The 22,916-nt window shown below is 71.3% G+C and carries 24 protein-coding genes; 8 read left to right on the top strand and 16 right to left on the bottom strand.

From position 1 onward, the window contains the following. Position 1 precedes the first annotated feature (1 nt). From ACIBO8_RS15860 to ACIBO8_RS15840, 5 genes are all read right to left on the bottom strand, one after another. Complete coding sequence (locus ACIBO8_RS15860; RefSeq protein ID WP_396115934.1) at positions 2–1,792, bottom strand: hypothetical protein; 1,791 nt, start codon at positions 1,790–1,792, stop codon at positions 2–4. Further along, the gene (locus ACIBO8_RS15855) at positions 1,792–2,838 is read right to left on the bottom strand and encodes an AAA family ATPase (protein WP_396116391.1); all 1,047 of its coding nucleotides are present in this window, start codon (positions 2,836–2,838) and stop codon (positions 1,792–1,794) included. Before ACIBO8_RS15855 ends, ACIBO8_RS15860 begins: the two co-directional genes overlap by 1 nt. A gap of 66 nt (positions 2,839–2,904) precedes the next feature. After that, positions 2,905–3,822, bottom strand: a complete 918-nt coding sequence (locus ACIBO8_RS15850; protein ID WP_396115933.1) for a DUF389 domain-containing protein — start codon at positions 3,820–3,822, stop codon at positions 2,905–2,907. A 19-nt stretch (positions 3,823–3,841) separates the two neighbouring features. Continuing rightward, entirely contained in the window at positions 3,842–4,942 is a 1,101-nt protein-coding gene (locus ACIBO8_RS15845) for an XdhC family protein (RefSeq protein WP_396115932.1), read from the bottom strand. Beyond that, positions 4,935–5,504, bottom strand: a complete 570-nt coding sequence (locus ACIBO8_RS15840; protein WP_396115931.1) for an NTP transferase domain-containing protein — start codon at positions 5,502–5,504, stop codon at positions 4,935–4,937. The genes ACIBO8_RS15845 and ACIBO8_RS15840 overlap by 8 nt, the downstream gene beginning before the upstream one ends. A 76-nt stretch (positions 5,505–5,580) precedes the next feature. Here ACIBO8_RS15840 and ACIBO8_RS15835 point away from each other — a divergent pair, with 76 nt between their 5' ends. Then, positions 5,581–6,909, top strand: coding sequence for an FAD-dependent monooxygenase (locus ACIBO8_RS15835; RefSeq protein ID WP_396115930.1), 1,329 nt, complete (start codon positions 5,581–5,583; stop codon positions 6,907–6,909). Here the strand turns inward: ACIBO8_RS15835 and ACIBO8_RS15830 are convergent. The 5 genes from ACIBO8_RS15830 to ACIBO8_RS15810 all read right to left on the bottom strand — a co-directional run bounded on the left by ACIBO8_RS15830 (position 6,899) and on the right by ACIBO8_RS15810 (position 10,691). Then, positions 6,899–7,816: a GlxA family transcriptional regulator gene (locus ACIBO8_RS15830; RefSeq protein ID WP_396115929.1), complete on the bottom strand. Its 918-nt coding sequence runs from the start codon at positions 7,814–7,816 to the stop codon at positions 6,899–6,901. The genes ACIBO8_RS15835 and ACIBO8_RS15830 overlap by 11 nt on opposite strands. After that, positions 7,813–8,409 (bottom strand): cysteine hydrolase family protein, encoded by a 597-nt coding sequence (locus tag ACIBO8_RS15825; RefSeq protein ID WP_396115928.1) that lies wholly within the window; start codon positions 8,407–8,409, stop codon positions 7,813–7,815. The genes ACIBO8_RS15830 and ACIBO8_RS15825 overlap by 4 nt, the downstream gene beginning before the upstream one ends. A 69-nt stretch (positions 8,410–8,478) precedes the next feature. Next, on the bottom strand, positions 8,479–9,405 hold the full coding sequence (locus ACIBO8_RS15820; RefSeq protein ID WP_396115927.1) for a sugar kinase: 927 nt from the start codon (positions 9,403–9,405) through the stop codon (positions 8,479–8,481). Continuing rightward, positions 9,402–10,064, bottom strand: coding sequence for a bifunctional 4-hydroxy-2-oxoglutarate aldolase/2-dehydro-3-deoxy-phosphogluconate aldolase (locus tag ACIBO8_RS15815; protein ID WP_396115926.1), 663 nt, complete (start codon positions 10,062–10,064; stop codon positions 9,402–9,404). The genes ACIBO8_RS15820 and ACIBO8_RS15815 overlap by 4 nt, the downstream gene beginning before the upstream one ends. Positions 10,065–10,121: 57 nt before the next feature. Then, positions 10,122–10,691: a hypothetical protein gene (locus ACIBO8_RS15810; RefSeq protein ID WP_396115925.1), complete on the bottom strand. Its 570-nt coding sequence runs from the start codon at positions 10,689–10,691 to the stop codon at positions 10,122–10,124. A gap of 225 nt (positions 10,692–10,916) precedes the next feature. Here ACIBO8_RS15810 and ACIBO8_RS15805 point away from each other — a divergent pair, with 225 nt between their 5' ends. Next, entirely contained in the window at positions 10,917–11,639 is a 723-nt protein-coding gene (locus tag ACIBO8_RS15805; RefSeq protein ID WP_396115924.1) for an aspartate/glutamate racemase family protein, read from the top strand. 86 nt (positions 11,640–11,725) lie between these two features. Here ACIBO8_RS15805 and ACIBO8_RS15800 read toward each other — a convergent pair whose 3' ends face one another. From ACIBO8_RS15800 to ACIBO8_RS15790, 3 genes are all read right to left on the bottom strand, one after another. Beyond that, positions 11,726–12,772 carry a TolB family protein gene (locus ACIBO8_RS15800; RefSeq protein WP_396115923.1) on the bottom strand — a complete coding sequence of 349 codons (1,047 nt, stop codon included), beginning with the start codon at positions 12,770–12,772 and terminating at the stop codon, positions 11,726–11,728. 495 nt (positions 12,773–13,267) lie between these two features. Continuing rightward, complete coding sequence (locus ACIBO8_RS15795; RefSeq protein ID WP_396115922.1) at positions 13,268–13,648, bottom strand: VOC family protein; 381 nt, start codon at positions 13,646–13,648, stop codon at positions 13,268–13,270. A 104-nt stretch (positions 13,649–13,752) separates the two neighbouring features. After that, the gene (locus ACIBO8_RS15790; protein WP_396115921.1) at positions 13,753–14,064 is read right to left on the bottom strand and encodes a hypothetical protein; all 312 of its coding nucleotides are present in this window, start codon (positions 14,062–14,064) and stop codon (positions 13,753–13,755) included. A 572-nt stretch (positions 14,065–14,636) separates the two neighbouring features. On the opposite strand from ACIBO8_RS15790, the gene ACIBO8_RS15785 reads away from it, so the two are divergent. After that, entirely contained in the window at positions 14,637–14,960 is a 324-nt protein-coding gene (locus tag ACIBO8_RS15785) for a phosphotransferase (protein ID WP_396115920.1), read from the top strand. A 254-nt stretch (positions 14,961–15,214) separates the two neighbouring features. On the opposite strand, the gene ACIBO8_RS15780 is transcribed toward ACIBO8_RS15785, so the two are convergent. After that, positions 15,215–15,826 carry a hypothetical protein gene (locus tag ACIBO8_RS15780; protein WP_396115919.1) on the bottom strand — a complete coding sequence of 204 codons (612 nt, stop codon included), beginning with the start codon at positions 15,824–15,826 and terminating at the stop codon, positions 15,215–15,217. A 288-nt stretch (positions 15,827–16,114) separates the two neighbouring features. Between ACIBO8_RS15780 and ACIBO8_RS15775 the strand changes: the two genes are divergently transcribed. The 3 genes from ACIBO8_RS15775 to ACIBO8_RS15765 all read left to right on the top strand — a co-directional run bounded on the left by ACIBO8_RS15775 (position 16,115) and on the right by ACIBO8_RS15765 (position 18,330). Further along, a complete protein-coding gene (locus ACIBO8_RS15775; protein ID WP_396115918.1) occupies positions 16,115–16,582 on the top strand; it encodes a DUF6896 domain-containing protein in 468 nt (155 codons plus the stop codon). A gap of 439 nt (positions 16,583–17,021) precedes the next feature. Beyond that, positions 17,022–17,396, top strand: a complete 375-nt coding sequence (locus ACIBO8_RS15770) for a hypothetical protein (protein WP_396115917.1) — start codon at positions 17,022–17,024, stop codon at positions 17,394–17,396. A 289-nt stretch (positions 17,397–17,685) separates the two neighbouring features. Next, positions 17,686–18,330, top strand: a complete 645-nt coding sequence (locus ACIBO8_RS15765) for a hypothetical protein (protein WP_396115916.1) — start codon at positions 17,686–17,688, stop codon at positions 18,328–18,330. Positions 18,331–18,706: 376 nt separating this feature from the next. Here ACIBO8_RS15765 and ACIBO8_RS15760 read toward each other — a convergent pair whose 3' ends face one another. Then, positions 18,707–21,313: a glycosyl hydrolase gene (locus ACIBO8_RS15760; protein WP_396115915.1), complete on the bottom strand. Its 2,607-nt coding sequence runs from the start codon at positions 21,311–21,313 to the stop codon at positions 18,707–18,709. A gap of 188 nt (positions 21,314–21,501) precedes the next feature. Here ACIBO8_RS15760 and ACIBO8_RS15755 point away from each other — a divergent pair, with 188 nt between their 5' ends. Next, positions 21,502–21,990 carry a hypothetical protein gene (locus ACIBO8_RS15755; RefSeq protein ID WP_396115914.1) on the top strand — a complete coding sequence of 163 codons (489 nt, stop codon included), beginning with the start codon at positions 21,502–21,504 and terminating at the stop codon, positions 21,988–21,990. A gap of 59 nt (positions 21,991–22,049) precedes the next feature. Next, a complete protein-coding gene (locus ACIBO8_RS15750; protein ID WP_396115913.1) occupies positions 22,050–22,529 on the top strand; it encodes a TspO/MBR family protein in 480 nt (159 codons plus the stop codon). A gap of 19 nt (positions 22,530–22,548) precedes the next feature. Here the strand turns inward: ACIBO8_RS15750 and ACIBO8_RS15745 are convergent, their stop codons facing one another. Beyond that, positions 22,549–22,914, bottom strand: a complete 366-nt coding sequence (locus tag ACIBO8_RS15745; protein WP_396115912.1) for a VOC family protein — start codon at positions 22,912–22,914, stop codon at positions 22,549–22,551. Between the last annotated feature and the right edge of the window lie 2 nt (positions 22,915–22,916).

The raw sequence follows: 22,916 nt of genomic DNA, 5'->3' as shown, positions 1-22,916 counted from the left end.
CTCAGCGGACCTCGAAGACGGGACCGCGGGGAGCGAACGGCAGGCGGGCACCGCGCGGCATCAGGAAGGCGTGCGTACGCCGGATCCGCAGCACGTCGCACCCGCCGTCGGTGATCACCAGGATGGGCCCGGCCGCGGGGAAGTCGGCGGCTTGTTCCAGCAGGTCGATCGCCGGTTGCAGGACCGTGCCGCCACGGCCGCGTACCCGGATCCGTCCCGCGATGTCCTCGACCGGCAGGTAGCCGGCGTCGTACGCGGCCGCGTCGCAGAAGACCACACGGGCGGCGGGCACGTCGCGGGCGGTCGCGTACGAGGCGACGGCTCCGAGTGCCTTGCCCATCAGCCGGTGATCCATCGAGCCCGACGTGTCGAGGACGACGCCGAACGTGCTGCGCCGTACGGACTCCTGCGGGTGGTGCCGGCCCGGGCGGGGGATGTCCGGCGTGCTCGCCTGGCGCCGCGACGGGCGGGCGTAGCTGCGGTTCGGCTCCGGGGCGGGCACGTGCTCGTCGAACCACCGTGCCAGTCGCACGTCCCAGGGCAGCGGCGGATGCTCGAGCACCCGGATCTCGGCGGCCAGTCCGGCGGGGAGCAGGCCACGGCCGCTGCCGCGGTGGTACGCGTACCCGGTGAGCAGCGCCCGCCGGTAGTAGTCGTCGAGGTCGACGGCGCCGGATCGCGGCCCGTGCCACGGCAACGGCTCGCCCAGCATGTCGCCGGCGCCCCGGCCGCGCAGCGTCGCCAGCTTGCGCATGCGGCGCAGGTCGCCGGCGATGCGGTCGTAGACGTCCTCGGCGGAGGCGCCGGCGAGCCGCGGGTCGTAGAGCACGCCGTCGGGCAGCTGTCCCACCGCCATCTCGACGAGCCAGCCGTTGACGACGTAGTCGCAGGCGACGTTCCACAGGTACGGGTCGCGCGGCCCGGCCCGGTCGCCGTGGCGCAGCGCGGCGTGCAGCATCTCGTGGGCGAGGACGAACCGCCATTCCTGCTCGTCCAGCCGCCGCAGCGGGTTGAGGTAGATCTCGCCCGCCTCGGCGGAGACCGCCGCGATCGCGATGTCGCGGTCCCGGGCCAGGCTCGCGTCCGCCACCAACGTGAACCCGGAGGCGAGCCCGCCGAGCAGCGGGTACGAGCCGGTGAACCAGCTCATCGCCCGCTCCCACGGACGACGCCGGGCGGCCGCGTCGGTGAGCGAGCTGCGGGCTCCCCCGGCGACGTCGACCGCCGCCGTCGCGGCCGCCGACAGGCCCAGCGCGAAGCGGTCCGGCCACTTCGGATCGTGCGGTGGCCGGCGGTCGCCGGTGAGCGGGTCCAGGTCGGGCGCGCCCGCGCCGCAGCCGGCGAACTCCGGCGGTACGCCGTCGCGCCGCCAGCGCCGCAGCAGGGCGGCCTCGTCCGTGGTCGGCAGCTCGTCCGGGAACGGTACGGGCTCGGCGCCGACCTTCACCGCGCGCTGGAACCGCGTGACGGCAAGGCAGGCGACGGCCTGGAAGGCCCCGTCGTGCCCGGCCGCGCCGAGGTGGCCGAAGCCCAGGTGCAGCAGGCAGTGCGCCAGCACCCATTCCCACTGCGCGGCGTCGAGCCGGCGCCCGGCGTTGGCGCGGATCCCGCCGTCCGCACCGACCATGGCGAGCCCGAGGGCGGAGTCGTCGACGAGGCGGGCGTGGGCGGCCGGGCGCGGCCGGTCCGCCGTGGTCAGCGGCGCGAACATGGGGTGCGCACACACCGCCCGCCACCCGTCGTGGAAGGCCGCGGTGTTCGGGTCGAGCTGCGCCGGCGGCTTGCGCGCCATCAGGCGGCCCGGGCCGCGACCAGCCGGGGCAGGTCGCGGCTGACCTCGACGAGGAACCAGGCCGGCAGCACCGGCGCGCCGTCGTCGTCCGCGGCCACCACCAGCTGGGCGCACTCCAGCGAGATCTCGGCCAGCTCGACCAGCAGCGCCTTGGCTCGGTGGGCGAAGTGGCGGACCGTGGCGGGTGCGTGGTCCTTGTCGCGCGGCAGGTCCTTGACCAGCCGCTCGCGGAACGTCTCCGCGAGGTAGTACAGCAGGTCACGGTCCGTGGCCGCGCGCGGCCACGGGACGTCGCCGCGCAGGATCGCCTCCAGGCCGTACCGGTTGCGCACGATCCTGAGGTAGCCGCAGAACGCGGACGCGTGCGCGGGGGTCAAGGTGCCGGCCGCGAGCAGGCGCAGGGTGTCGTCGTCGATGTCGTCACCGTACGAGTGCAGCGCGTCGGAGAGCATGTGCCAGCTGCGCGGGGTGGAGAAGGCCTCCTCGGTCTTCGGCGGCGCGGACCACAGGTGCCCGGGCCGCTCGGCGAGGTATTCCAGCACCCAAGGATGGATGCCGGCGCCGGTGGCCCATCCCAGCCAGTCCGTGTACGCCGCCCGCAGGTGGACGTGGACCAGCCGGTTGACCAGCGCGGAGGCCATCGGCCGGGCGAGGGCGTTGTCGGCGGCACGGTTGCCGGCGCCGATGACGATCGAGCCCGGCGGCAGCTCGTACGCGCCGATCCGGCGGTCGAGGATGAGCGAGTAGAACGCCTTCTGCACGTCCGCGCCGGAGGAGTTGAGTTCGTCGAGGAACAGGCAGTACGGCTCGTCGCGTGCGATGGTTTCCGGCGGCGCGAACCGGCTGCGGCCGTTCCGGAGCTCCGGCACGCCGATCAGGTCCTCCGCGGCGAGCTGCGTACCCACGAGCGTGACGCACTCGAGCCCGAGGGCGGCCGCGAAGTCACGGACCAGCGAGCTCTTGCCGATTCCCGGCGCACCCCACACGAAGACCGGCCGCACGACCGCCACGTGCAGCAGCAGGTCGGGCAGCCGGGCCGGGGTCACGGTGAAGGCCGAGTGCACACCCGGAAGTGTGCGGGCCCGCACCGCGGCGGCGCACCCCAATATCGATCAGCGGCGGCGGCTCCCGATGGTCTGCACGAGCAGCGTGAGCACCCCCGCGGCCACGATCGCGGCGACGTTGATGAGCAGCTGCAGGGCGGAGCCGGCGGCCTCGTTCGTCACCCCGTACGCGAGCGCGACGGCGGCGTTGGCCGCGGCCGGGACCGTGGTCACCGAGATCAGCACCCCGACCAGGGTGCCGGCCTTGGCCGAGGTCAGCGAGAGCATCCCGGCGATGCCGGCGAGGAAGCCGACGACCCAGCTGAGCGCGTCCGGCTGCCAGATGAAGCTGGTCAGCGGCCGGTCGTCCAGCAGCATCGACCTCTGCACCAGGCCCAGCGCGTCCAGCAGCCAGGTGGTGGCCACGGTGACCACCATGCCCACGGCGAAGCCCACGGCGAGCGCGGCGAGCGCTCGCCGCACGAGGCTCCACCGGCGGCGGACGACCCCGACACACAGGGCGGCCAGCGGACCGAATTCGGGGCCGACGACCATCGCGCCGACGATGAGGATGGGCTGGTCCAGCAGGACGCCGATGCCGGCGATCGCGGTCGCGACGATCATGAAGGTGAGGAAGGCGCCGGAGAGCTCGCTCTCGGCGGCGGTGGTGTGCTCGATCTCCTCCCACACCACCGCGTCGACGCCCAGGCCGGGGACGCGCTTCTCGGCCCGGGCGGCGGCCGCCGACAGTGCGGTGTCCACCCGCTCCAGCATGATCGAGCCGTCCCGCTCGATGCCCAGCTCGCGCAGCCCCTCGATGAGGTGGCTCGCGCCCTCCCGGACGACGTCGCAGAGCACGAGGTCGCCGACCGGGTCCCGGGCCGTGCCCGCGAGCACGACCACGTGCGTCACCGCTTCGTCCGCGGTCAGCAGCTTCTCGACGGCCTCGGTGGTGGCCGGCGGCGAGATGATCCGGAGATGCAGCACCCGGTCATCGAACCATCCTTCAGCCGTGGACGGGCCCGGAGGTGCGGGTCAGCCGCTCGCCGGTGCCGTTCCAGCGCAGCGCCACGATCTCGGCGGCCACGCTGACCGCCGTCTCCTCCGGGGTACGCCCACCGAGGTCGAGCCCGATCGGCGAGCAGAGCCGGGCCAGCTCCGCCTCCCCCAGCCCGGCCTCGCGCAGCCGCTTGAGCCGGTCGTCGTGCGTACGCCGGGAGCCCATCGCGCCCACGTACGCCACCGGCAGCCGCAGCGCCACCTCGAGCACCGGCACGTCGAACTTCGGGTCGTGGGTCAGGACGCACACCACCGTGCGCTCGTCGAGCCGGCCGCCCGACGCCTCGGCGGCGAGGTAGCGATGCGGCCAGTCGACCACCACCTCGTCGGCTCCGGGGAAGCGGTCGGTGGTGGCGAAGACCGGCCGGGCGTCGCAGACGGTGACCCGGTAACCGAGGAACGCCCCGATGCGGGCGACCGCGGCGGCGTGGTCGGTGGCACCGAAGACGAGCATCCGCGCGGCGGGTGCGAAGGAGGTGACGAAGACCGTCAGCCCGGTGCCGCGCCGCTGACCGTCCGGCCCGTAGTGCAGTAGCCCGCTCCGCCCGGCGGCCAGCAGGCCCCGGCCGTCGTCGGTGGCGGCGTCGTCGACCCGGTCAGCCCCGAGCGAGCCCTGCCGGCCGTCCGGGGTCACCACGAGGTGCCGCCCGACCCGCTCCGGCGGACCCTCCACACAGGTCAGCAGCGCCACCGGCCGGCCGTCGTCCACCGCGGCGGCGAGCACCGGCAGCTCCGGGAAGCCGGCCGGCTGGACGAAGAGCTCGATCGTGCCGCCGCAGGGCAGCCCGACCTCGAACGCATCGTCGTCGCTGACGCCGTACCGCGTCGTGCGGGCCACCCCGGTGCGGGCGACCTCGCGGCACAGGTCGTGCACCGCCCCCTCGACGCACCCGCCGGAGACGCTGCCCACCGTCGTACCGTCCTCCAGGACGAGCATCGAGGCGCCGGGGCCGCGAGGCGCGCTGGACCAGGTCGCGGTCACCGTCGCCAGCCCCGCCGGCCGGCCCGCACGCCAGGCGCGCAGCAGCTCGCCGAGGACCTCACGCACGGCCGCTCACCTCGGGCACGTCGAGATCGGCGTCGTCCGCGACGTCCTCCACCGGGACCACCAGGACGTCGGCGGCGTGCTCGCGCAGGTAAGGACGGGCGCCGCGGTCGCCGGTCGCGGCGGCGGCCACCCCGGCCCAGTGGTCGCGGCCGAGCAGGACCGGGTGGGAGCGGCGGCCGGCGTACCCGCCCATGACCAGGGCGGCCGGTGAGGCGAAGGCGGCGACCCGGCGTACCGCGGCGGCCGTCACGCCCGGCATGTCGACCAGCAGGATCACGGCCGCGGTGGCCGGCGTACCGTCCAGCGCGGCGAGGCCGGCCCGCAGCGACGACGCCATCCCGGTCGCCCAGGCGGGGTTCTCGACGTACGCGAGGCCGGGTGCCGCGGCCCGGACCCGGGCAGCCTCGGCTCCCACCACGACGATCGTCCGGCTCAGCCCGGCGGCGGCCGGGATCGCGGCCACGTGTTCCACCAGCAGGCTTCCCTGCCAGGACACCAGCGCCTTGGGCATCCCGTACCGTCGCCCGGCGCCGGCGGCGAGGACCAGCCCGGCGATCTCCATGCCGGCGAGCGTATCCCCATGACGGCAACCCGACTCATCGACGACGGGGATTTGCCCCGTTGCCTACTGTCGGCGCATGAGGACAGCGATCGTCGGCGCCGGACCGACCGGGCTCTTCACCGCCATCGCCCTGGCCCGCCGCGGACACCGGGTCGTCGTGGTCGACCGCGATCCGGGCCCCGCGGCGGACGGCAGCTGGCCGCGGCGCGGCGTCATGCAGTTCCACCATCCGCACGGCATCCGCGAGCAGGTCCTCCAGGCGATTCGCGCGGAGATGCCGGAGGTCGAGAGCGCCCTCCAGAAGGCCGGCGCCGAACGGTCCATCCTGCCGGCGGCCGACGGGCGCCCCGCCATGGCGGTCGGGCTGCGCTGCCGCCGGATGGTCTTCGAGCGCGTGCTGCGGGAGGCCGCGATCGCCGAGGCCGGCGTGACCCTCGTCCAGGGCAACGCCGAGGACGTGGTGCGGGTCCGCGGACGGGCGGCCGGCCTGCGCGTCGACGGCGGCGAGCTGGCGGCCGACCTGGTGGTCAACGCCTCCGGGCGGGCCGGGCGGGTCACCGACGATCTGCGCGCGCCGAAGGTGGGCGGTGACTGCGGGATGTCCTACGTGTCCCGCCACTACGCGCTGCTGCCGGATCGGGAACCCGGGCCGTCCAACTCGCCGCTCGGGCTGATCACCCGCTTCCACGGCTTCCTGGCCGGGGTGTTCCTCCAGGACAACCGGACCGTGTCGGTGTTCGTCGCGCGGCTCAGCTCCGACCGCGACCTGGCCGGGCTGCGCCACCGGGAGGCGTTCGACGCGGCCGTACGCATCCTCCCCGGCATCGCCGAGTGGACCGAGCCGGACCGCACCCGGCCGATCACGCCGGTGCTGGCCGGCGGCCGGCTGCACAACACGTACCGCGGCCAGCTCGACGCCGGCGGCAGGATCCCCCTGCCCGGCCTCGTGCATCTCGGCGACGCGGTCTGCACCACCAACCCCACCGCCGGCCGGGGCATCGCGACCTCGCTCATGCAGGCCCGGCAGTTCGTCCGGACGCTGGGCGACGACGCCGAATCGGCAGCCGTCGGCCTCGACGAGTGGTGCACCGACCACATCCGGCCCTGGTTCGACGACCACGTGGCCTGGGACGCCGACGAGATCCGGCAGTGGGACGGCGAGGACGTCGACCTGAGCCGCCCGCTGACCTCCGGCCACATCGTCGCCGCCGCGCAGGCCGACCCGTCGCTGATGCGGGTCGTGGGGCCGTACCTGTCGATGAAGACACTTCCGGCGACCCTGGCCGAGGTGGAACCGCGGGCGCGGGAGATCTACGCGGGCGGCTGGCGGCCGCCGGTGCCTTCGGCACCCACCCGGGACGAGCTGGCGGATCTGGTACGCCGGAGCACCGCGCTCAGCGTGTGACGGGCACCCGGGAGCGGAGCCGGCGCAGCATGCGGGCGTCCCCGAAACCCACCGCACGGGCGGCCGCCTCCACCGTGGCGCCGTGCCCGATGAGGTGTTCCGCCCGTTCCACCCGCAGCAGCTGCTGGTAACGCAGCGGCGTCTGCCCGGTGGCCGCCTCGAACCGCCGCGTCAGGGTCCGCTCGCTCACCCCGGCCGCCGCGGCGAGCTCAGCCAGCGGCAACTGCTCGGTGAAGCTCGCGTCGATGCGGTCCTGCACCCGGTGCACGGCGTCGCTGAGGTGGGCCCGGTGCCGCAGCATGGCGCTGGACTGCTGCTCGTGGCCGTTGCGGCGGGCGTACACGACCATCTGACGCGCGACCCGGGCCGCCACCGCCGGGCCGTGACGCACGGCGACCAGATGCAGGGCAAGATCGATGCCGCTGGCGATGCCCGCGGAGGTGACCACCCGGTCGTCCTCGACGTAGAGCACGTCGGGAATCACGTGCGCCCGCGGATAACGCCGGGTGAGCTCCTCCTGGACGTCGTGGTGGGTGGTGCAGCGCCGGCCGTCGAGCAGGCCGGCCCGGCCGAGGGCGTCGGCGCCCGCGCAGATGCTGGCCACCGTCCCGCCGGCCGCGTGGTGCGCGGCGATCCGGTCCAGGGTCCGTCGCTCCAGGTGGCCGCTGCCGGCCAGCTGCGGCGAGCGCCAGCCCGGCACCACCACCAGGTCGTCCGGCGTGAGCTCCGGCCAGCCGGTCTCGGCGTGCAGGCGGACGCCCTGGTGGGTGGCGACGTCGGACCGGTCGGCCACGTAGAACAGCGGGTGGTCGTGCCCGGCGTCGGCCGCGGTCGAGAACACCTGGGCCGGACCGGCGAGGTCCAGCAGGTGCAGCCCCGGCACGAGGACGAACACGACCCGGCTCACGATCCGGTCAGCTCCCCCGTCAGTTCGGCCACGGTGGCGATGGTAGCGAAGCGGCCGGCGAGGGCGTACTCCGTACGCGCGACCACGTCCTCGGCGGGCAGGGTGCGCGGGTCCGCCAGGAGCTCCTCGAACGTCTGGTCCACGGGGGCGTCACGGTGCGGGATCGGGAAGGTGGCGGTGGCGTCGGTGACGAACGTGACGGCATACCCGAGGTCCGAGCCGACCCGGGTGGTGGTCTCGACGCATTGTTCCGTACGGATGCCGCAGACCGTCAGGTGCCGCACGCCGCGGGCGGTCAGCAGCTGCTGCAGATTGGTCGTGGTGAAGGCGTTGTGCGAGGTCTTGGTGATGATCGGCTCCCCGGCGCGCGGCGGCAGCTCGGCGAAGACGCGGACGTGGCCGCTCGCCGGGTCGAAGACCCCGCCGCTGCCCGGCTCGGCGTGCAGCACCCACACCACGAGGTCGCCGGCGGCCCGGGCGGCGTCGACGAGCCGCTGCACCCGGGCGGCGAGCTCGGGGTTGCTGACGGCCTGCCACAGCGGGCGGGCACGGAAGGACTCCTGGACGTCGATGACGATGAGCGCGTTGGTCATAGGACGATCCTGCGGCTTCGGGGGTCGCCGGGGTAAGGCACGGACGCGCCCCGTACCGGAACGATCCGGTCAGCGAGTCACGTCGGCGGCCGAGGTCAGGGCCGCCAGATCCTCGCGGGTCGGCAGGCCCTCGCAGTCGCCCGGAACCGTCACCGCGAACGCCCCCGCCGCGATGGCCGTCGTGAGCCGGGCGGCCGGCGCCGCGCCGGCCAGGCGGTCGGCGAGGTAGCCGGCGACGAAGGCGTCGCCGGCGCCGACCGGGTCGACCACGGTGACGTCGAGCGCCTTCACGGAATGCCGTTCGCCGTCGACGAGAGCGGTGCAGCCGCGGGCGCCGTCCTTGACGATCACCTCGACCGGACCCAGCGCGGCCAGGCCGTCCAGCGGCGGGCCGTCGACGAACAGAGCCGCCTCGTCCGGCCCGGCGAAGACGAGATCCGCCCGCGAGACCAGGTCGCGCAGGACCGGCCCGGCGTCGAACCGGGACCACAGCTTGGCCCGGTAATTCACATCCACCGACACCGGTACGCCCGCGGCCCGCGCGGTCTCCACGGCCTGGAAGACGGCCGAGCGGGCGGAGTCGCTCAGGGCCGGCGTGATGCCGGTGACGTGCACGATCGCCGCCGAGCGCAGCGCGTCGACCGGGATGTCGGAGGGCGCGAGCCGCGAGCCCGCACTGCCGGCCCGGTGGTAGTCGACGTGCAGCAGGGCGCCCGTGCGGCGGTGCTTCACCATGAGCCCGGTGAACGACGAGTCGCGGATGACCACGGCGTCGACGCCCTCCGCGCGCAGCCGCCGGGCGATCAGGTCACCGGTCGCGTCGGACCCGACCCGCCCGATCCACCTCGCCGGCAGGCCGAGCCGGGCCACCCCGATCGCGACGTTGCTCTCCGCGCCGCCGATGCCGAACCCGAAGCCGCGTGCGTGCTCGAACGGGCCGATGCCGTCCGCGGAGACCAGGCCCATGGTCTCACCGAACGTGAGCAGACCGCTCATGACCGCGCGTACGCGACCGCGTCGGCCGCCCGCCGGGCCCGGTCGGCCAGCTGGGCCAGGCTGCCCCCGGAGGCGGCGTCGCCGAGTAGCGGACCGCCCAGCCCCACCGCCGCGGCACCGGCGGAGAGCCAGGCGGCCACGTCGGCGATCTCGATGCCACCGGTCGGCATGATCCGCACGCCGGGGAGCGGCCCGTGCAGGTCCTTGAGGTAGCGCGGACCCACCGCCGAGGCCGGGAACAGCTTGACGAGCGGCGCGCCGGTGCGCGAGGCGGCGAAGATCTCGCTCGGGGTGAACGCACCCGGGTAGACCGGCACGCCGAACCCCTCGAGCCCCGGCACGGCCACCGGCGACACGAGGAAGGCGGCGCCGGCGTCGACGCTCGCCTTGGCATCGTCGGCGCTGAGCACGGTGCCCGCGCCGACCACGACGTGCCCGGGCAGCTGTCGCCGCAGCCCGGCGAGGGCCTCGAGCGCACCCCGCGAGGTGAGGGTCACCTCCAGCGCGGTGATGCCCGACTCGACGAGCACGTCGCTGACGGCGGAGAAGGCGTCCGCGGTCGGCGCCCGCAGCACCGCCACGACGCCGCTACGCACCACCGCTTCCGTGACCTGCTGCGCCGGATGGTCGTGGCCGCCGGCAACCGACAAGTCCGACATGGACGCCTCCCCACGAGTTCCCGTGCCTGACCCGATCATCCCGCGCTGCGGCCGGGATCAGCCAGTGACGCTCGACTCCTGGGACGTCGTGCCCCGCTTCATGTACGACCGCAGAGACCGCGGCGCCTGCTCGGCCGGCGAGGGCGGCGGCGTCGCCTCGATGCCCAGTTCCTCCCGGATCGCCGCCTCCAGCTGCTGCATCACCAGCGGCACATGCCCGAGCATCTCCCGTGCGGACTTGGCCGGATCCACCCCCGGCGGCGGGGTCGGGCGCTCCCCGTACAGCTTCTCCAGCAGCAGATGGACGGCCAGCGCCGCGCTGCGCACCTGGCCCGAGGCCAGCAGGCGCACCTGCATCAGCGCCGGACCCACGTCGTCCAGATATGCGAACGGCCCGGGTAGCGGCCGGCCCGCATCCAGGGCGGCACGAGCCCGGTACGTCGCACGCTCAAACTGCGTCAGCAACGCCACGTAGGCGTCCCGGCGCTCGGCGTACCACCGCCGGGTCCGCTTCGCACGCCGGCGCAGATAGTTGTCGCGAGCCGACACCAGAACCGTCACACCCGCCCCGACCAGGGCGAACACGGCGGCGATGAGGGGCAGGCCCCACCACGGGATCTCAGACACCCGACCACCGTAGCGATGCCCCGGCCACCCGGCCCCCGCCTGCCCCAGATCGTGACCGGCCGTCCGCCGGATGCATCGGTCCGGGTGGGCGGCGTCGCCCACCGGACCGGACGCCGATTCCACCCGGCCCCGCGACACCGTCGGCCCGGCGCCGCGACGCAGTGCCGCGGCCTCGCCGCCCTCCGACCGGTGATCGCGCTCCGGGCGCGGTGGTAGAAAGGGGGCATGCTCATGATCGGGATGATTGGCGGCATGAGCTGGGAATCCAGCGCCCAGTACTACCGGCTGGCCAACGAGCTGGTCCGCGAGCGCCTCGGCGGCCTGCACTCGGCCCGGTGCGTGCTGTATTCCGTCGACTTCGCCGACGTCGAGCACCTCCAGAGCACCGGACAGTGGGAACAGGCAGGCCACCTCCTCGGCCGGGGCGCCGCCGCGCTGCAGGCCGCCGGCGCCGACCTGCTGCTGCTCTGCACCAACACCATGCACAAGGTCGCCGACCAGGTCCAGGCCGCCGTCACCATTCCGCTGCTGCACCTCGCCGACACGACCGCCGACGCGGTCACCGCCGCGGGCCTGCACACGGTGGGTCTGCTCGGCACGTCGTTCACCATGGAGCAGGACTTCTACCGCGAGCGACTCGCCCGCCACGGCCTGCGCGTGATCGTCCCGGAACCGGACGACCGCGCCGAGGTGCATCGCATCATCTACGAGGAGCTCTGCCTCGGCGACGTACGCGAGGCATCCCGGCAGACCTACCGCGAGGTCATCGACCGCCTCATCCGGTCCGGCGCGCAGGGCGTCATCCTCGGCTGCACGGAGATCGAGCTGCTGATCTCACCGGCCGACAGCCCGGTTCCCGTCTTCCCGACTTCCCGGCTGCACGTCGAAGCCGCCGTCAGCGCCGCATTGAACGACGACACCGCACGGCGGGAACCCGGCGCACCGTAGCCCACGACGGCCGTCCTCTCGCGCTTCTGCCGGGCAGAGTCCGACGGTCCAGGTCGAGACTGCGGGAACTCGCCGACGTTGGTTTCTCAGTGCTGAGGTACGGGGCCCCAGTCGGGGTAGCTGTCGTACAGGCTGGTGTGAGTGATGTTCCGGATCCGGGTCCCGTTCGCGTTCATCACGAGGACGTCGGCGTTGGTGCCTCCGGTTTCCGGGCGTCGTCCGACGGTTATCTTCCGCCCGTCGGGTGAGTAGGAGGAGCCGAGGTAGTTGACGGTGCCGCCTTGGGCGAAGGTGAGCTGGCGCAGGCCGGTGCCGTCGGGGCGGATCGTATACAGGTTGGCCGAGATGTCGGGCGGGCCGCTCTCGTTGGAGTGGAAGAGGATCCGGCGGCCGTCGGGAGACCAATCGGGAGTGTCACCGGCTCGTAGCGACCACGGGGTCAGCCGGTGCTCACGCCGGGAGACAAGGTCGACGGTCCAGAGGGCAATACCGTCGGCCGGCGTTGCGTCGCGCACGTTGTCGCGCTCGAAGACGATGGTCCGGCCATTCGGCGACCATTGGGGGTCGGTGTCCTCGCCGTTTGACGGTCGCGTGCGCTGGGTCAGCTGGTGCATGCGCGAGCCGTCCGCGTTCATGATGTAGATCCCGACGTTCTCGATCAGGTCGTCCACGACGGGGCCGGATGCGCGGCTGAAGGCGATGTGGCGGCCGTCGGGTGACCAGGCGGGTGAGCCGTTGCAGAAGCCGCCGTAGCCGCTGCCGCAATTCTGGTCAGGGGCGTTGCGGGTGAGTTGGGTGAGGCCGGTTCCGTCGGCATTGACGACGAACACCTCGCTGTAGCTGCAATCGGGACCGCAGTCGACGCCCTCGCGCTGGAACGCGATCCGGCGGCCGTCGGGCGAGACGTCGGGGTTGCGGTCGACGTAGCCGTACGAAGGGTGGGTTATCTGCCGCTCACCGGAGCCGTCCGGGCGAATGGTGACGACCGCGCCCCAGGTGCGCTCCTCGTTGAGGAAGCGGCGGAAGGCGATGCGGCCGTTCTCGCCACGGAATGTTGCCTGAGCCGGGGCCGCCGGTACGGTGAGCCCCGCGACGAGCAGGGCGAGGACAGACGACGCCGTCAGGGCTCGCAAGCCGGCGGTGCTCTTGCCACACCGTTTCCGTTCGGATCGCGGGGCACAGTCCGCCTGCCATCCGGGCGGGACGGTGCGGGCGTCGCGGGCCGGCCCGGTTCTCAGCACGGGTATCGATTGCCGATTCATGGTCATCTCCTTTGGACCGTCGCTCGCGTGACGTGTCCCGATCGAACCGATCGATCGTGGCGACCGTTGATACGTGATCCTCCAGGTGGGCCGGTAGTGGGAAATGTGGGTGGTGCGGGCCAAGTGAATCAAGGTCGCTGTTCGCGTCCCGGAGCCGTGTCATGCACCAGCGTCCTCTTTCATGCGACGGCTCCACCTCAACCATCCGGTCAGCACAATCCGCTGTAGTGGCCGCATCGTCGCCTCCCCGCTCCCGGGCCGGACGGCGACCGCCACCACTTGGCACCCGATTTTCTGCTCGCGGGTCGCACCGTCGAGCCCTCGACCGAGATGAGTACGTTCATCCTTCCCGGGATTCGCCCTTCGCTAATGCACGGCGAATTGGGTCAGCGACAGCGTGTTCCCGTCCGGATCGGAGAACCACGCGATGCGATCGCCTCCCGGCGTCGTCCAGACGCCGGCGTCGTCTTGATCGATACCGTCGTACCGGAGGCACTCCACGTCGTTTTCGGACAAGCCTGCCACGGCCGAATGGATGTCGGGAACCTCCCAACCGAAGACCGTGAAGGGCTGCACGCGGAGTTGATCGACCTTGGTCACCCGAAGCATTGTGGTGCCGACCCGGAGAACGCAGGCAAACGGGGTGATCTCCTCAACGGTAAGTCCGAGCCGGTCGGCAAAGAAATGGCGTGATCGGTCGAGATCAAGAGATGGCAGGAAGGCGATGGGTGCTGCCGAACCGAGCATTTGCTGACCTCCGCGGCGTGGACTGGCGCCCAACCTACCCGCCACCGCCCACTTTCGCTGCCCGCGCTCATCTACCGCTGACAATGGGCGCTGAGCGGACCCCCTCACCGGCGGTCAGCAGGACGTAGCAGCACGGCATACAGGTCACGGGACCCGGGCTCGTGGACGTTGCCATCGGAGTCGCGCCCGAGCGGAGCGGACTCGCCGGCTGTCGGGAAGTACCAGACCTCCTCCACGTCGGCCAGTGGTGAACAGTCGTCTCCACCTGCTCCGTCGCTCGCGACGACGACGATGGCTTCGTCTGGCAGGTCGGCGAGGATGGACCGCAGGCCGGCGACGGTGATCGTCCCAAGTGCGAGCATCGGGTCTACGCGGGCATTCTGATCCCGCACATAGGTGTTCTCGTCAGGGCCCATTGCGTTCTCCCCTCATCGTGACGGTACGGCCGTTGGATCCTCCAGGCAGGATGCAGCACTTCGGAACATTTGCCCGGCCCTTGGCCGAACTCAGCGCCGCCTGGACCTGGGGTCGCGCTGTCATGCCGCCCGTCCGTGCGCGCCGACCCGCCGAGCGTCGCCACACCCGGCGAACCGCCCACCGCTCCGCCCGACGGCCTTAACTGCGGAGAGAAGTGATCGCGCAAAGGCGTCACGATCCCACTCGATACCGATATCATGAAAACGTGCCTTCGCCCGAAGACGATCAACTAGTACCGCCCTGGCAGCCGTCGGAGGTTAGCGGGCGCAAGATTCTTGCATGGATTGCTGGAATCGCGGTAGCGATGATAGTGATATGCGGATGCGGCTACGCCGGGATCAATATGTGGATTGGGCATAAGCTCGATAAAGAGCACCAAAGGAGCCGCTAGTCGAGCGCCAGCCGTCAGCGCCTGGGCAACGAACTGTCAGCTGAGTTCGAGCGCTGAAATCGGCAGGCGATTCGTCGGTGATCTGGAGGCGCTGACAATGGACGACGAAACTTGCCCACCATGACGATGGCTGAGAAGTGGCCGCCGCGGAGGCGGCCCGGGACGCCTGCCTGCGCCGCTCCGGACTGGGACAGAGCTCCCCTGTGGATCCACGGTGATCTGCAGCCAGGCAACCTGATCATTAACGGGAGCCGGCTCGCCGCCGTCATCGACTTCGGCGCACTCGGGCTCGGCGATCCGGCTCCGGACGTTGCTGCAGCGCTGTGGACCTTCACAGGTGCAGTCCGCGATACCTACCGGGAGGCAGTCGGTTACGACGACGCCACCTGGCGTCGCGCCTGCGGCTGGGCCCTCGCTCCATCGCCGACCGGCATCGACAATTAACGGCACACCTTTCCCCGCATGGCCGAACACGGCCGCCTCATGGCGCGAGCAGCAATCGCCGAGCTCATCTGAGTGCCTCCGCCTCGATCGAGCCGCCATCAGGCCGTTCGGCTCAGCATCACCGCTGGTCAGGCATCCGGATCTGCCGCATTCCGCATCCGTCGCGGACCGCTGGTGCAAGGGGAGGATCACCGACGCCGGCGGCGGTCCACGTCCCTGGGCGGCTGGTGTTGATCCAAGTATTCGTTACGAGCTCAGACGGTGGGCATACGGGAACCACCAGAGGAGGCGACCAGGGCATCGGCGACCCTGGCGGCGTCTGCGTCGGCCAGGTCTGTCGGGTACTCGGGCAGCAGGTCGTCCCAGACCGGCAGCCATGATCCGTACAGTTGGGCCTGGCCTTCGGGCCGGGCGAAGAACCATAGGTGCAGATGGACGGCGCCGTCGCCGAAGCGATACATGTGGGCCCGTGCGACGTGCGGCACCGCCTGTATGTGTCGCACGATGCGGGTGCTCAACAGGCCGAGTTCCGCGGCCATCACGTCGGGCAGGTCGGCCAGGTCGTAGTGATCACGGGGGTAGAGCATCATGATCAGCGGCAGCCCGACGCCGGAGATCCGGTCCAGCCGCCAGCGCTCGTTGAACCAGATTCCCTTGTCCCGGTCGCCGCAGATGGTGCACTCCGCCGGGTCCTCGCCGTGCCGCGGCGGCTCAGGTACCACCGGTGGCCGGAGCGGGGTGACACGCAGACCGTCCTGCACGAAGGGGCTGATCTCCCAGCCCGTCATACGCGAAAGGGGAAGACGGTGCTCGCTGTCCGTGGCAGCGACCGCGTGCTGGTAAAACTCATCCGGAGTCAAAGCCATGGTCGCAGGGTAGTCACGCGGAATGACACGACCGCAGGGCGCCCTTGATGGAGGGGTCGGCCACGCACTCATTTGCCGCCGAGCGCGCGCGTTCCGGTTGCCGAAAACGCCCCTGAGCCAATGGTGGGGTCGCCTCGAACCGTTCCCCGGCTTCGACGACGGCATCGGCCGGTGGCGGCTCCGTTCGGTGACCGACGCGGAAAGATGCGGTGACCTGCTCGCAGCCGCGCTACCTGCGCGGGTTCCGCCAATGATCGAAGAGAACCGCCTGCCCCCATACTGAGACTCGTGCCCAAGGATTCATCGCCGGTCGTCGCAGTCCAGCGCTTCGTGGCTTCGCTGCTGGAGGTCCGTACTCGCCTGCTTGACGACCTGGCTCCGATCGCTAGCGTAGTTGATCTGCACGCTGCAGTCCGATCGCGACGGGAGCTTTCCCGAGAAGGTGTCACGAGTAGCGGTATCAAATACAGCGTTCACGGTGCAGGATGCCGAATGGAGGCACCTGACGGTCGCGCGGTCGATGTTGACGTGGTAGCCGATCCGAGATTCCGTCGTGGAGTAGAAGCATTCGACTCCTGGCGAATCCGCTGGTTCCTCGACGAGGCCGCCCCGGACGGGTTCAGCAACGAGGAGATCGTTGCAGCTTGTGCGCAACAAGCAAGGCAGGGGCTCTTATGTGAGGTCGTCGCAGGCCGCTGGTACGCGCTACCCGAGCACATCAATAAATCGGTCGACAAGATCTTACCGGTGGATTGAGCCGCGACTGGCGCACCTGTGGCCGCGGAAACTGCTCAGATACGCGGTCCGCTTACCGATAGCGCCTCCTGTGGGTACTCCTCGCCGTATCGCCTGGATCGCTCTTTACGCCGTGGCCGGAGGAGTCGTCGGTTGGGCGCTCGCTGCCCGTAGACACCAAGGCAAACGACCCACACCACCAGAGGCGGCCCCTCAACTGGCTATCTCGCTGCCGCCCGTGCCATCGGCCGTAGACAGACTCACACCGGGACGCCCGCTCGTCCGGATAGCCGTTGCCGCGGCCGGCGTCGTCGTACTGGCGATCACTGTCGCCGTCGCCACCAAACCGTCGACCAGCGGCCGACTGGTGGCACCGCACATGGTGACAACCCGGAGCCCGGGCCCGCACGGCATGTACGTGCAGGTGACCGTACCGGGACCAGTCGACCGGGATGAGCGCGTGGCCTTGACGGACGACAGGGGCACCCGTGTCGAGGTCGGCGCCAAGCTGGACCTCGAGCAACCCTCACTCGACGACCCGAGCCGGCGGCTGGTCTTCTTCAAAGTGCATGTCCACAACACCGGAACGGTGCCCATCCTCGCGCGTCTCACCTCGGACGCCTGGGTCCTCGACTCGGCCGGTAAAAGCCATCCGGGTGACTACATGCGGTCAGACATGGTGGATATGTCCGCTGACCCGCCACAGCTCGAACCGGGCTGGGAGATCGACCTGACCGCGGGATTCCCGGTACCCAAGGAGGCCACACTGATCCGGCTGCACATCGCGCTTCCCATCGGCGGCCGCACGCCCAGCGCCGAGTGGAACCTCCGATAGACCCCCGGTGCATCCGACTCGACGCACTCTTCTGCCGCAGACAGGACGCCGGCGCCCAGATCGCCCAGGCGCCGCCGAAGGCGGTCTCAGGGCCTGCGGGAACACGGCGAGTCCGGCCGACCGGACGGTGGTACACCACCAGCGGTGATGGCGTCGGGCGGAATGGCTGACGTGCCGGGAGCTCGACACTTTTAAGCTCTGCGGGTGCCGCCGCCCCTGGAGTTGCCCGGATCAACCCCCATGCGGATACCTGGTCTCGATGCTGTCGAGTGATCCGGGTCGAGAGCCCATGCGCGAGATCGAGCAGAACATGGCACCGTCGCCGCCGCGCAAATGGGCCCCGGTACGCGCGAGCGTCGCGTTGCTGTCGGCAGCCCTGCTGGTGTCGGTGTACTGGAATGCGGCGGACCTCGTGGTCCTGCACGACCACCCGCTCCCGGCATCGATCTTCTGGCCCACGCTCTGGGTCCTGCTCGCCGTGTCCGTCACGATGCTGATCCCGTCCGACCTCCGCGGCCGATCCGCCATCGCATGGGCGGTCGGGGGTACCGGGCTCGCCGTTCTCCTCACCGGTTGCGCCGGTCTCGCAGCCTCCCTCTTCGGCGCCGGGCCGCCCGGCCGACACAGTGAACCGGTCAATGTCCTGTCGTCGGCGGACGGCCGGTACCAGGTCGAGGTGTTCTCCTGGCAGGCGGTGCTCGGCGAGCCCGGCTGGGACATCGTCATCTATCGCCGGGACGGCCTGCGCGGCACCGAGGCGTACGCCGGATGCCTCTTCTCGGAGGCTTCCGCGAGCTACCACGCGATCCAGTCGGTTGAAGCCGGTTCCATGCGCATCGCCACCGAAGCCGGCTCCATCTCCGTCGCCTTCGACCCGAAGACCATGCAGGTCACCCGCCGCATTCCCGTCGATCTTTGCGGAGGGTACGGCTGACTCATCTTGCCTCTGACGTTCGCCGGCCGCTCAGCCACCTTCTGCGGCAGGGAAAGCGCGCCTGAATCACGGGATACGGCCCGCCGGGAAGCGAGCGGCTTGTTGCCGTTCACTCTCCGAGAGCGTGGCCGGATCCACCGGCTCGACGGTTTCCCACCGGCCATGAACCGGACAGCGTTGAAGTCGGCGGCTCCCCAAGCGGACCGCTTTGAAAGAAACGAACGGAATCCACTTGGTCTCGAACAGCCCGCCACGCCGACAACGAACGACAGCCATCGACCGAGATTAGCATCGGTGATCGCCCGGACGGAGAGCGTTCGGAGCATGCGAACGGGGCCCGGTCCGAGCGGACCAGGCCCCGTCGCTCATCCGGCTGTCAGTGGTGCGTACGCAGCTGGTTCAGGTCGTACGACCAGATGCCACGACCGTGCGTCGCGGCGTACAGGAAACGGCCCGTGGGGTCGGTCCTGATCTGGAGTGTGGTGGTCGTCGGGATGTTCTTGCCGAGCACGTACCAGGTGCGGGAGTGAGCGCCCCGGTGGAAGATCGCATTGTCGGTGCCCGCCACGAGGCCTCCGCCCTGGACGAACTTGACGGTGTCGGCCGGGATGTCGGGCAGGTTGGTGGAGATGTCGGTCCAGTGCTCTCCGGCGTCGCGGGATTCGAAGATGTGGCCGATGCCGGCGCCCGGTCCTTCGGTCCAGCGGCGTGAGAAGCCGTTGATGGCTACGACGACGTGGTTCGGGTCGGCCGGGTCGATGTCGAAGCCGGAGACGTAGCGGTTGGGGATCGGGCCGTCGATCGGGAGGGTCAGCTGGTGCCAGCCCGTGCCGTCGGTGTGCCCGACCGCGATGCCGCGGGTGAAGCCCTGGTTGTTGCACGGCCCGCACCAGCCCGCGTAGACCATGCCGCCGGAGGTCACCACGGCGGTTGCGGTGTGTCCCTCGCCGAGGTCGAACAGGTCGGTCCAGTCGGCGGTGGAGCGGATCGCGTAGCCCTTGGTGTTGAGCCAGACATGGCGGCCGCCGGCGACCCAGACCTTGGCGTTGCGCGGGTCCTGGTTGAGGGGGGCGATGAAGCGGGCCTCGCCGGTCTCGTTGTCCGGCGGCGCGACGTTGTAGCTGGTCGCCTTGGTGGGATCGGTGGTCCACGCGCCGTCGTTGACCGCGCAGTTGTTGGTGACCCAGACGTCGAGGTAGACGTACTCCTCGGCGATGTTGCAGCCGTTGGCCGGGTCGACGATGGTGTCGCCGCCGTCGCCGCCGAAGTTCGAGCCCATCACCCGGTCGCCCGGTCGCAGGATCGATTGGCCGTTGTCCTGCAGACCGCCGGAGACCGCGAGGCCGTTGCGGTCGCGTCCCGCGGCGACGGAGTAGTACTGCAGGACGTCCATGGAGCCGTCGTTGAGCGAGGTCCAGTCGCGGGCGTGCCCGCCGGTGTCCACGACGCCGCGCAGCGGACGCCGGTACGCGCCGCCGTCGTTGCCGACCACCACGTACTTCTTGCCGTGGTTGGAGCCGATCGCGATCGCGTGCTGGTCGGGGTGGGTCGTCTGGAAACAGTCACCGGTCTGCTTGCTCGGGTCGATGTCCCAGCACGGGAAACCGAAGTTCCAGTACGGGCCCGGCACCCGCCAGGTGGTGCCGCCGTTGACCGACTCGAAGACCTCTTCCAGCCCCATGTACACGTGGTCGGGGTCGGTCGGGTCGACCTGCAGGAACTGGTTGTACCAGGCTTGCACGCCGGGCATGTATCCCGGGTCGGTCAGCGCCGAGCCGGACGCGGCCAGCTTGTGATAGTCCGCCGACAGCGTCCACGGCCCGAACGGCGAGCCCGACTTGGAGACGTAGATGCCCTGCAGGGTGCTGTCCGGGTTGGTCGCCAGCAGCGTCGGTGACTGCTCGATCGCGTAGTAGCGGGAACCGTCCGCCGACGCGGCGAAGGTCACCGCGCCGACGTTCGCGGCGTCGGAGGCGATGTCGCCGGTCAGGGTGGTGCGCTGCCAGGTGCCCGCCACCCGCGTGTAGAAGCCGTTGTACGTGTCACCGCTGCGCCAGCCGGCCGCGATGATCACCCGCGACGGGTCCTTCGGGTCGGCGGCGAAGTCGTTGATGATGTTCTTGTACGGCGCGTTCGCGTCCGCGGCCTGGGAACCGCCGGGCAGGAAGTCCGGGTTCGGGGCGAACTCGAGCTTCCAGTGTCCGGAGAGGTCACTGGCCGAGTGGCTGTACGCGCCCCGGTTGGTGGCCACCCACACCGTGTCGCCGAAGATCCGCAGCGACCGGATGATGGTGCTCTCCAGCTCGGTGCCGCCCACCCGGTCGCGCGGGGAGAAGCTGCCCGTTCGCGGCTTGGCCAGCACGTAGACGCCACTGCCGACGAACGAGGTCGCGCCGGTGTTGGCCTCGCCGGTGGCGTACCAGAGCCGGCCCCGGCCGTCGAGGCGCAGGTCGCCGGTGGACGGCGACGGCAACCGGTCGGCGATCGGCTTCCAGTGGCCACCACCGGTGCGGGAGCGCCAGACGCCGCCGTTGGCCGCGCCGGCGTAGACGTAGCCGGAGTCGTCGGCGGCCAGCCCGGTGACGCGTCCCGTGACCCGCCCCGCGCCTCCGGAGGAGTTGCTGTTGATGTCGCGGTAGCGCGGGTCGTCCGAGTCGTACGGCAGGTCGGTGACGTGCTGCCAGCTGCCACGGGTCACCGGCATGGTCTTCAACGCCCGCCACGCGGCGGTGTAGGCGCCCGGGGCGACGATTCCCGGCGCGGACCGCGCTTCGGCGTACTGTTCCGCCTGCTCGGCGATCTCCTCGGGATCCTCCGCGCCCCCGTCGTCGTCCCCTTCGGCGTTCAGCGCCCGGAGGGCGGCATCGGGGTGCGCAGCCCGCTGCTGGGCGATCTGCACGTGGTGCTGGTACGGCACAGGGCGCGGCTTGCGGGCGGCTGCGGTCGCGCCTCCGGCCGGCATGAGCCCGATGGCGGCGATCACCGCCGCTCCAGCCGTCAGTAATCGTTTCGTCGGTAGCGTGTGTAAAGGCGACACTGCCTGAACCTCCCCTTGGGACGAGCGCGTCATCGATGGCGGGCACGCTCAAGAGAATCTTCACGATGCAGGCAGTTGGCGCAACCATCCGAACCGGTCGATGTGGAAGGCACACGGATCCGAAGGAGCCGCCCATGCGTCCCAATCAGATGCGTAGACATGCCTGCGCCGCGGCGACGCTGCTGCTGATGCTGATGCTCGCGGCGGGGTGTGGCGGCCCGGCGGATTCCACCGCCGGCTCCGCCGCATCAAGCCCGGTCGACGGGGCGTCCGCCACACCGGCGCCCGAGCCGTCCGTCCCCGCCGAGCCGTCCCCGACGGCCGAGCCGACCCAGACCGCCGTGCCGCCTCACCACCCGTCGAGGAGTTCGTCCCCCCGTGCGTCCCGAGGGGATCCGGACAACCCACGCGATCTGGTGGGGCCGCCGATCGTGCTGGCCGGCACCGTGGACGCTGCCGGCTCCTGCGTCGTACTCGTGGCACGGGGACGGCGCTGGGCACTTGTCGGCGCACCGGCCGGCGAACTCACCGACGGACAGACGATCACCGTGCGAGGCCGGCCCGTCGCCGTACCGCCCGGATGCGAAGCCGAGCACGGGCTCGCCGTGCGCAGTGTGACCTGATCCGTCAGCCCACCGGCAGAGGGCGCATGATCGCGGGACTCACCGGGTAGTCGCGGGGAATGAGCAGCCACGTCGCGGGCCGGCCCAGGTCCTGGTGGAGCATCGCCCCGTTCGGAGCCGCCGTGGCGGCGGCCGCGCTGATCGGCGGCCTGGGCGTCGCCGGCACCTCGGCCGAGTACCGAAGCCTGAACCAGCCCGCGTGGGCACCACCGCCGTGGCTGTTCGGCCCGGTCTGGACCGTCCTGTACGCGATGATCGCCCTCGCGGGCTGGCTGGTGTGGCGCCGGTCGGGGTGGACGCCCGCCCTGACGGCGTACGCGGTCCAGCTCGTCCTCAACGCGCTCTGGACCCCGATCTTCTTCGGCTTCGGCCGCTACGGCCTGGCGCTCGTGGACATCGTGGTGTTGTGGCTCGCGATCGGTGTCACGGTGCTGCTGTTCCGCCCTGTCTCGCGGCTCGCGGCGGGACTGCTGCTGCCGTACTGGGCGTGGGTCTCGTTCGCGACCGCGCTGAACGCGGCGATCTGGCTGGCCAACTGACCGCGAGCGATCGCTCCGGTCAGGAGCGCCGGCAGAGGTCGAACGGGTGGCCGGCCGGGTCGAGCAGGACGCGCCAGCGGTCCGGCTGGGGCTGGTCGGACGGCTTGGTCGCGCCCAGGGCCAGGGCCTGCTCCTCCGCCTTGTCCAGGTCGTCGACGTAGAAGTCGAGGTGGTAGCGCTTCGGCGCGCTCTCCTGCGGCCAGCCCGGAGCCGAGTATCCGGGCACGCGACCGAAGCCGATGCTGGTCGAGCCGTCGCCGATCATGGCGTAGTCGGTGTCGCTGTGCAGCACGTCCCAGCCGAGGATCCGGGAGTAGAAGTCGGCCAGGGCCGCCGGGTCGGTGGCGTCCAGGTTGAGCATTGCCAGTGTGGCGAAGCCGGGCATGG

Origin of the sequence: Actinoplanes sp. NPDC049681 (genome assembly GCF_044465265.1) — a bacterium.
In the GTDB taxonomy this organism is placed as follows: Bacteria; Actinomycetota; Actinomycetes; order Mycobacteriales; family Micromonosporaceae; genus Actinoplanes.
Note: the sequence above shows the minus strand (reverse complement) of the source record. Positions and strands in the feature narration are given on the sequence as shown.

What these genes read in the sequence shown, in the direction of transcription:
- ACIBO8_RS15860 (WP_396115934.1), bottom strand. Translation starts at nt 1,792, where the DNA reads ATGGCGCGCAAGCCGCCGGCGCAGCTCGACCCGAACACCGCGGCCTTC.
- ACIBO8_RS15840 (WP_396115931.1), bottom strand. Translation starts at nt 5,504, where the DNA reads ATGGAGATCGCCGGGCTGGTCCTCGCCGCCGGCGCCGGGCGACGGTAC.
- ACIBO8_RS15835 (WP_396115930.1), top strand. Translation starts at nt 5,581, where the DNA reads ATGAGGACAGCGATCGTCGGCGCCGGACCGACCGGGCTCTTCACCGCC.
- ACIBO8_RS15825 (WP_396115928.1), bottom strand. Translation starts at nt 8,409, where the DNA reads ATGACCAACGCGCTCATCGTCATCGACGTCCAGGAGTCCTTCCGTGCC.
- ACIBO8_RS15820 (WP_396115927.1), bottom strand. Translation starts at nt 9,405, where the DNA reads ATGAGCGGTCTGCTCACGTTCGGTGAGACCATGGGCCTGGTCTCCGCG.
- ACIBO8_RS15815 (WP_396115926.1), bottom strand. Translation starts at nt 10,064, where the DNA reads ATGTCGGACTTGTCGGTTGCCGGCGGCCACGACCATCCGGCGCAGCAG.
- ACIBO8_RS15805 (WP_396115924.1), top strand. Translation starts at nt 10,917, where the DNA reads ATGCTCATGATCGGGATGATTGGCGGCATGAGCTGGGAATCCAGCGCC.
- ACIBO8_RS15795 (WP_396115922.1), bottom strand. Translation starts at nt 13,648, where the DNA reads ATGCTCGGTTCGGCAGCACCCATCGCCTTCCTGCCATCTCTTGATCTC.
- ACIBO8_RS15790 (WP_396115921.1), bottom strand. Translation starts at nt 14,064, where the DNA reads ATGGGCCCTGACGAGAACACCTATGTGCGGGATCAGAATGCCCGCGTA.
- ACIBO8_RS15785 (WP_396115920.1), top strand. Translation starts at nt 14,637, where the DNA reads ATGACGATGGCTGAGAAGTGGCCGCCGCGGAGGCGGCCCGGGACGCCT.
- ACIBO8_RS15780 (WP_396115919.1), bottom strand. Translation starts at nt 15,826, where the DNA reads ATGGCTTTGACTCCGGATGAGTTTTACCAGCACGCGGTCGCTGCCACG.
- ACIBO8_RS15765 (WP_396115916.1), top strand. Translation starts at nt 17,686, where the DNA reads ATGCGCGAGATCGAGCAGAACATGGCACCGTCGCCGCCGCGCAAATGG.
- ACIBO8_RS15755 (WP_396115914.1), top strand. Translation starts at nt 21,502, where the DNA reads ATGCGTCCCAATCAGATGCGTAGACATGCCTGCGCCGCGGCGACGCTG.
- ACIBO8_RS15750 (WP_396115913.1), top strand. Translation starts at nt 22,050, where the DNA reads ATGAGCAGCCACGTCGCGGGCCGGCCCAGGTCCTGGTGGAGCATCGCC.
- ACIBO8_RS15745 (WP_396115912.1), bottom strand. Translation starts at nt 22,914, where the DNA reads ATGCCCGGCTTCGCCACACTGGCAATGCTCAACCTGGACGCCACCGAC.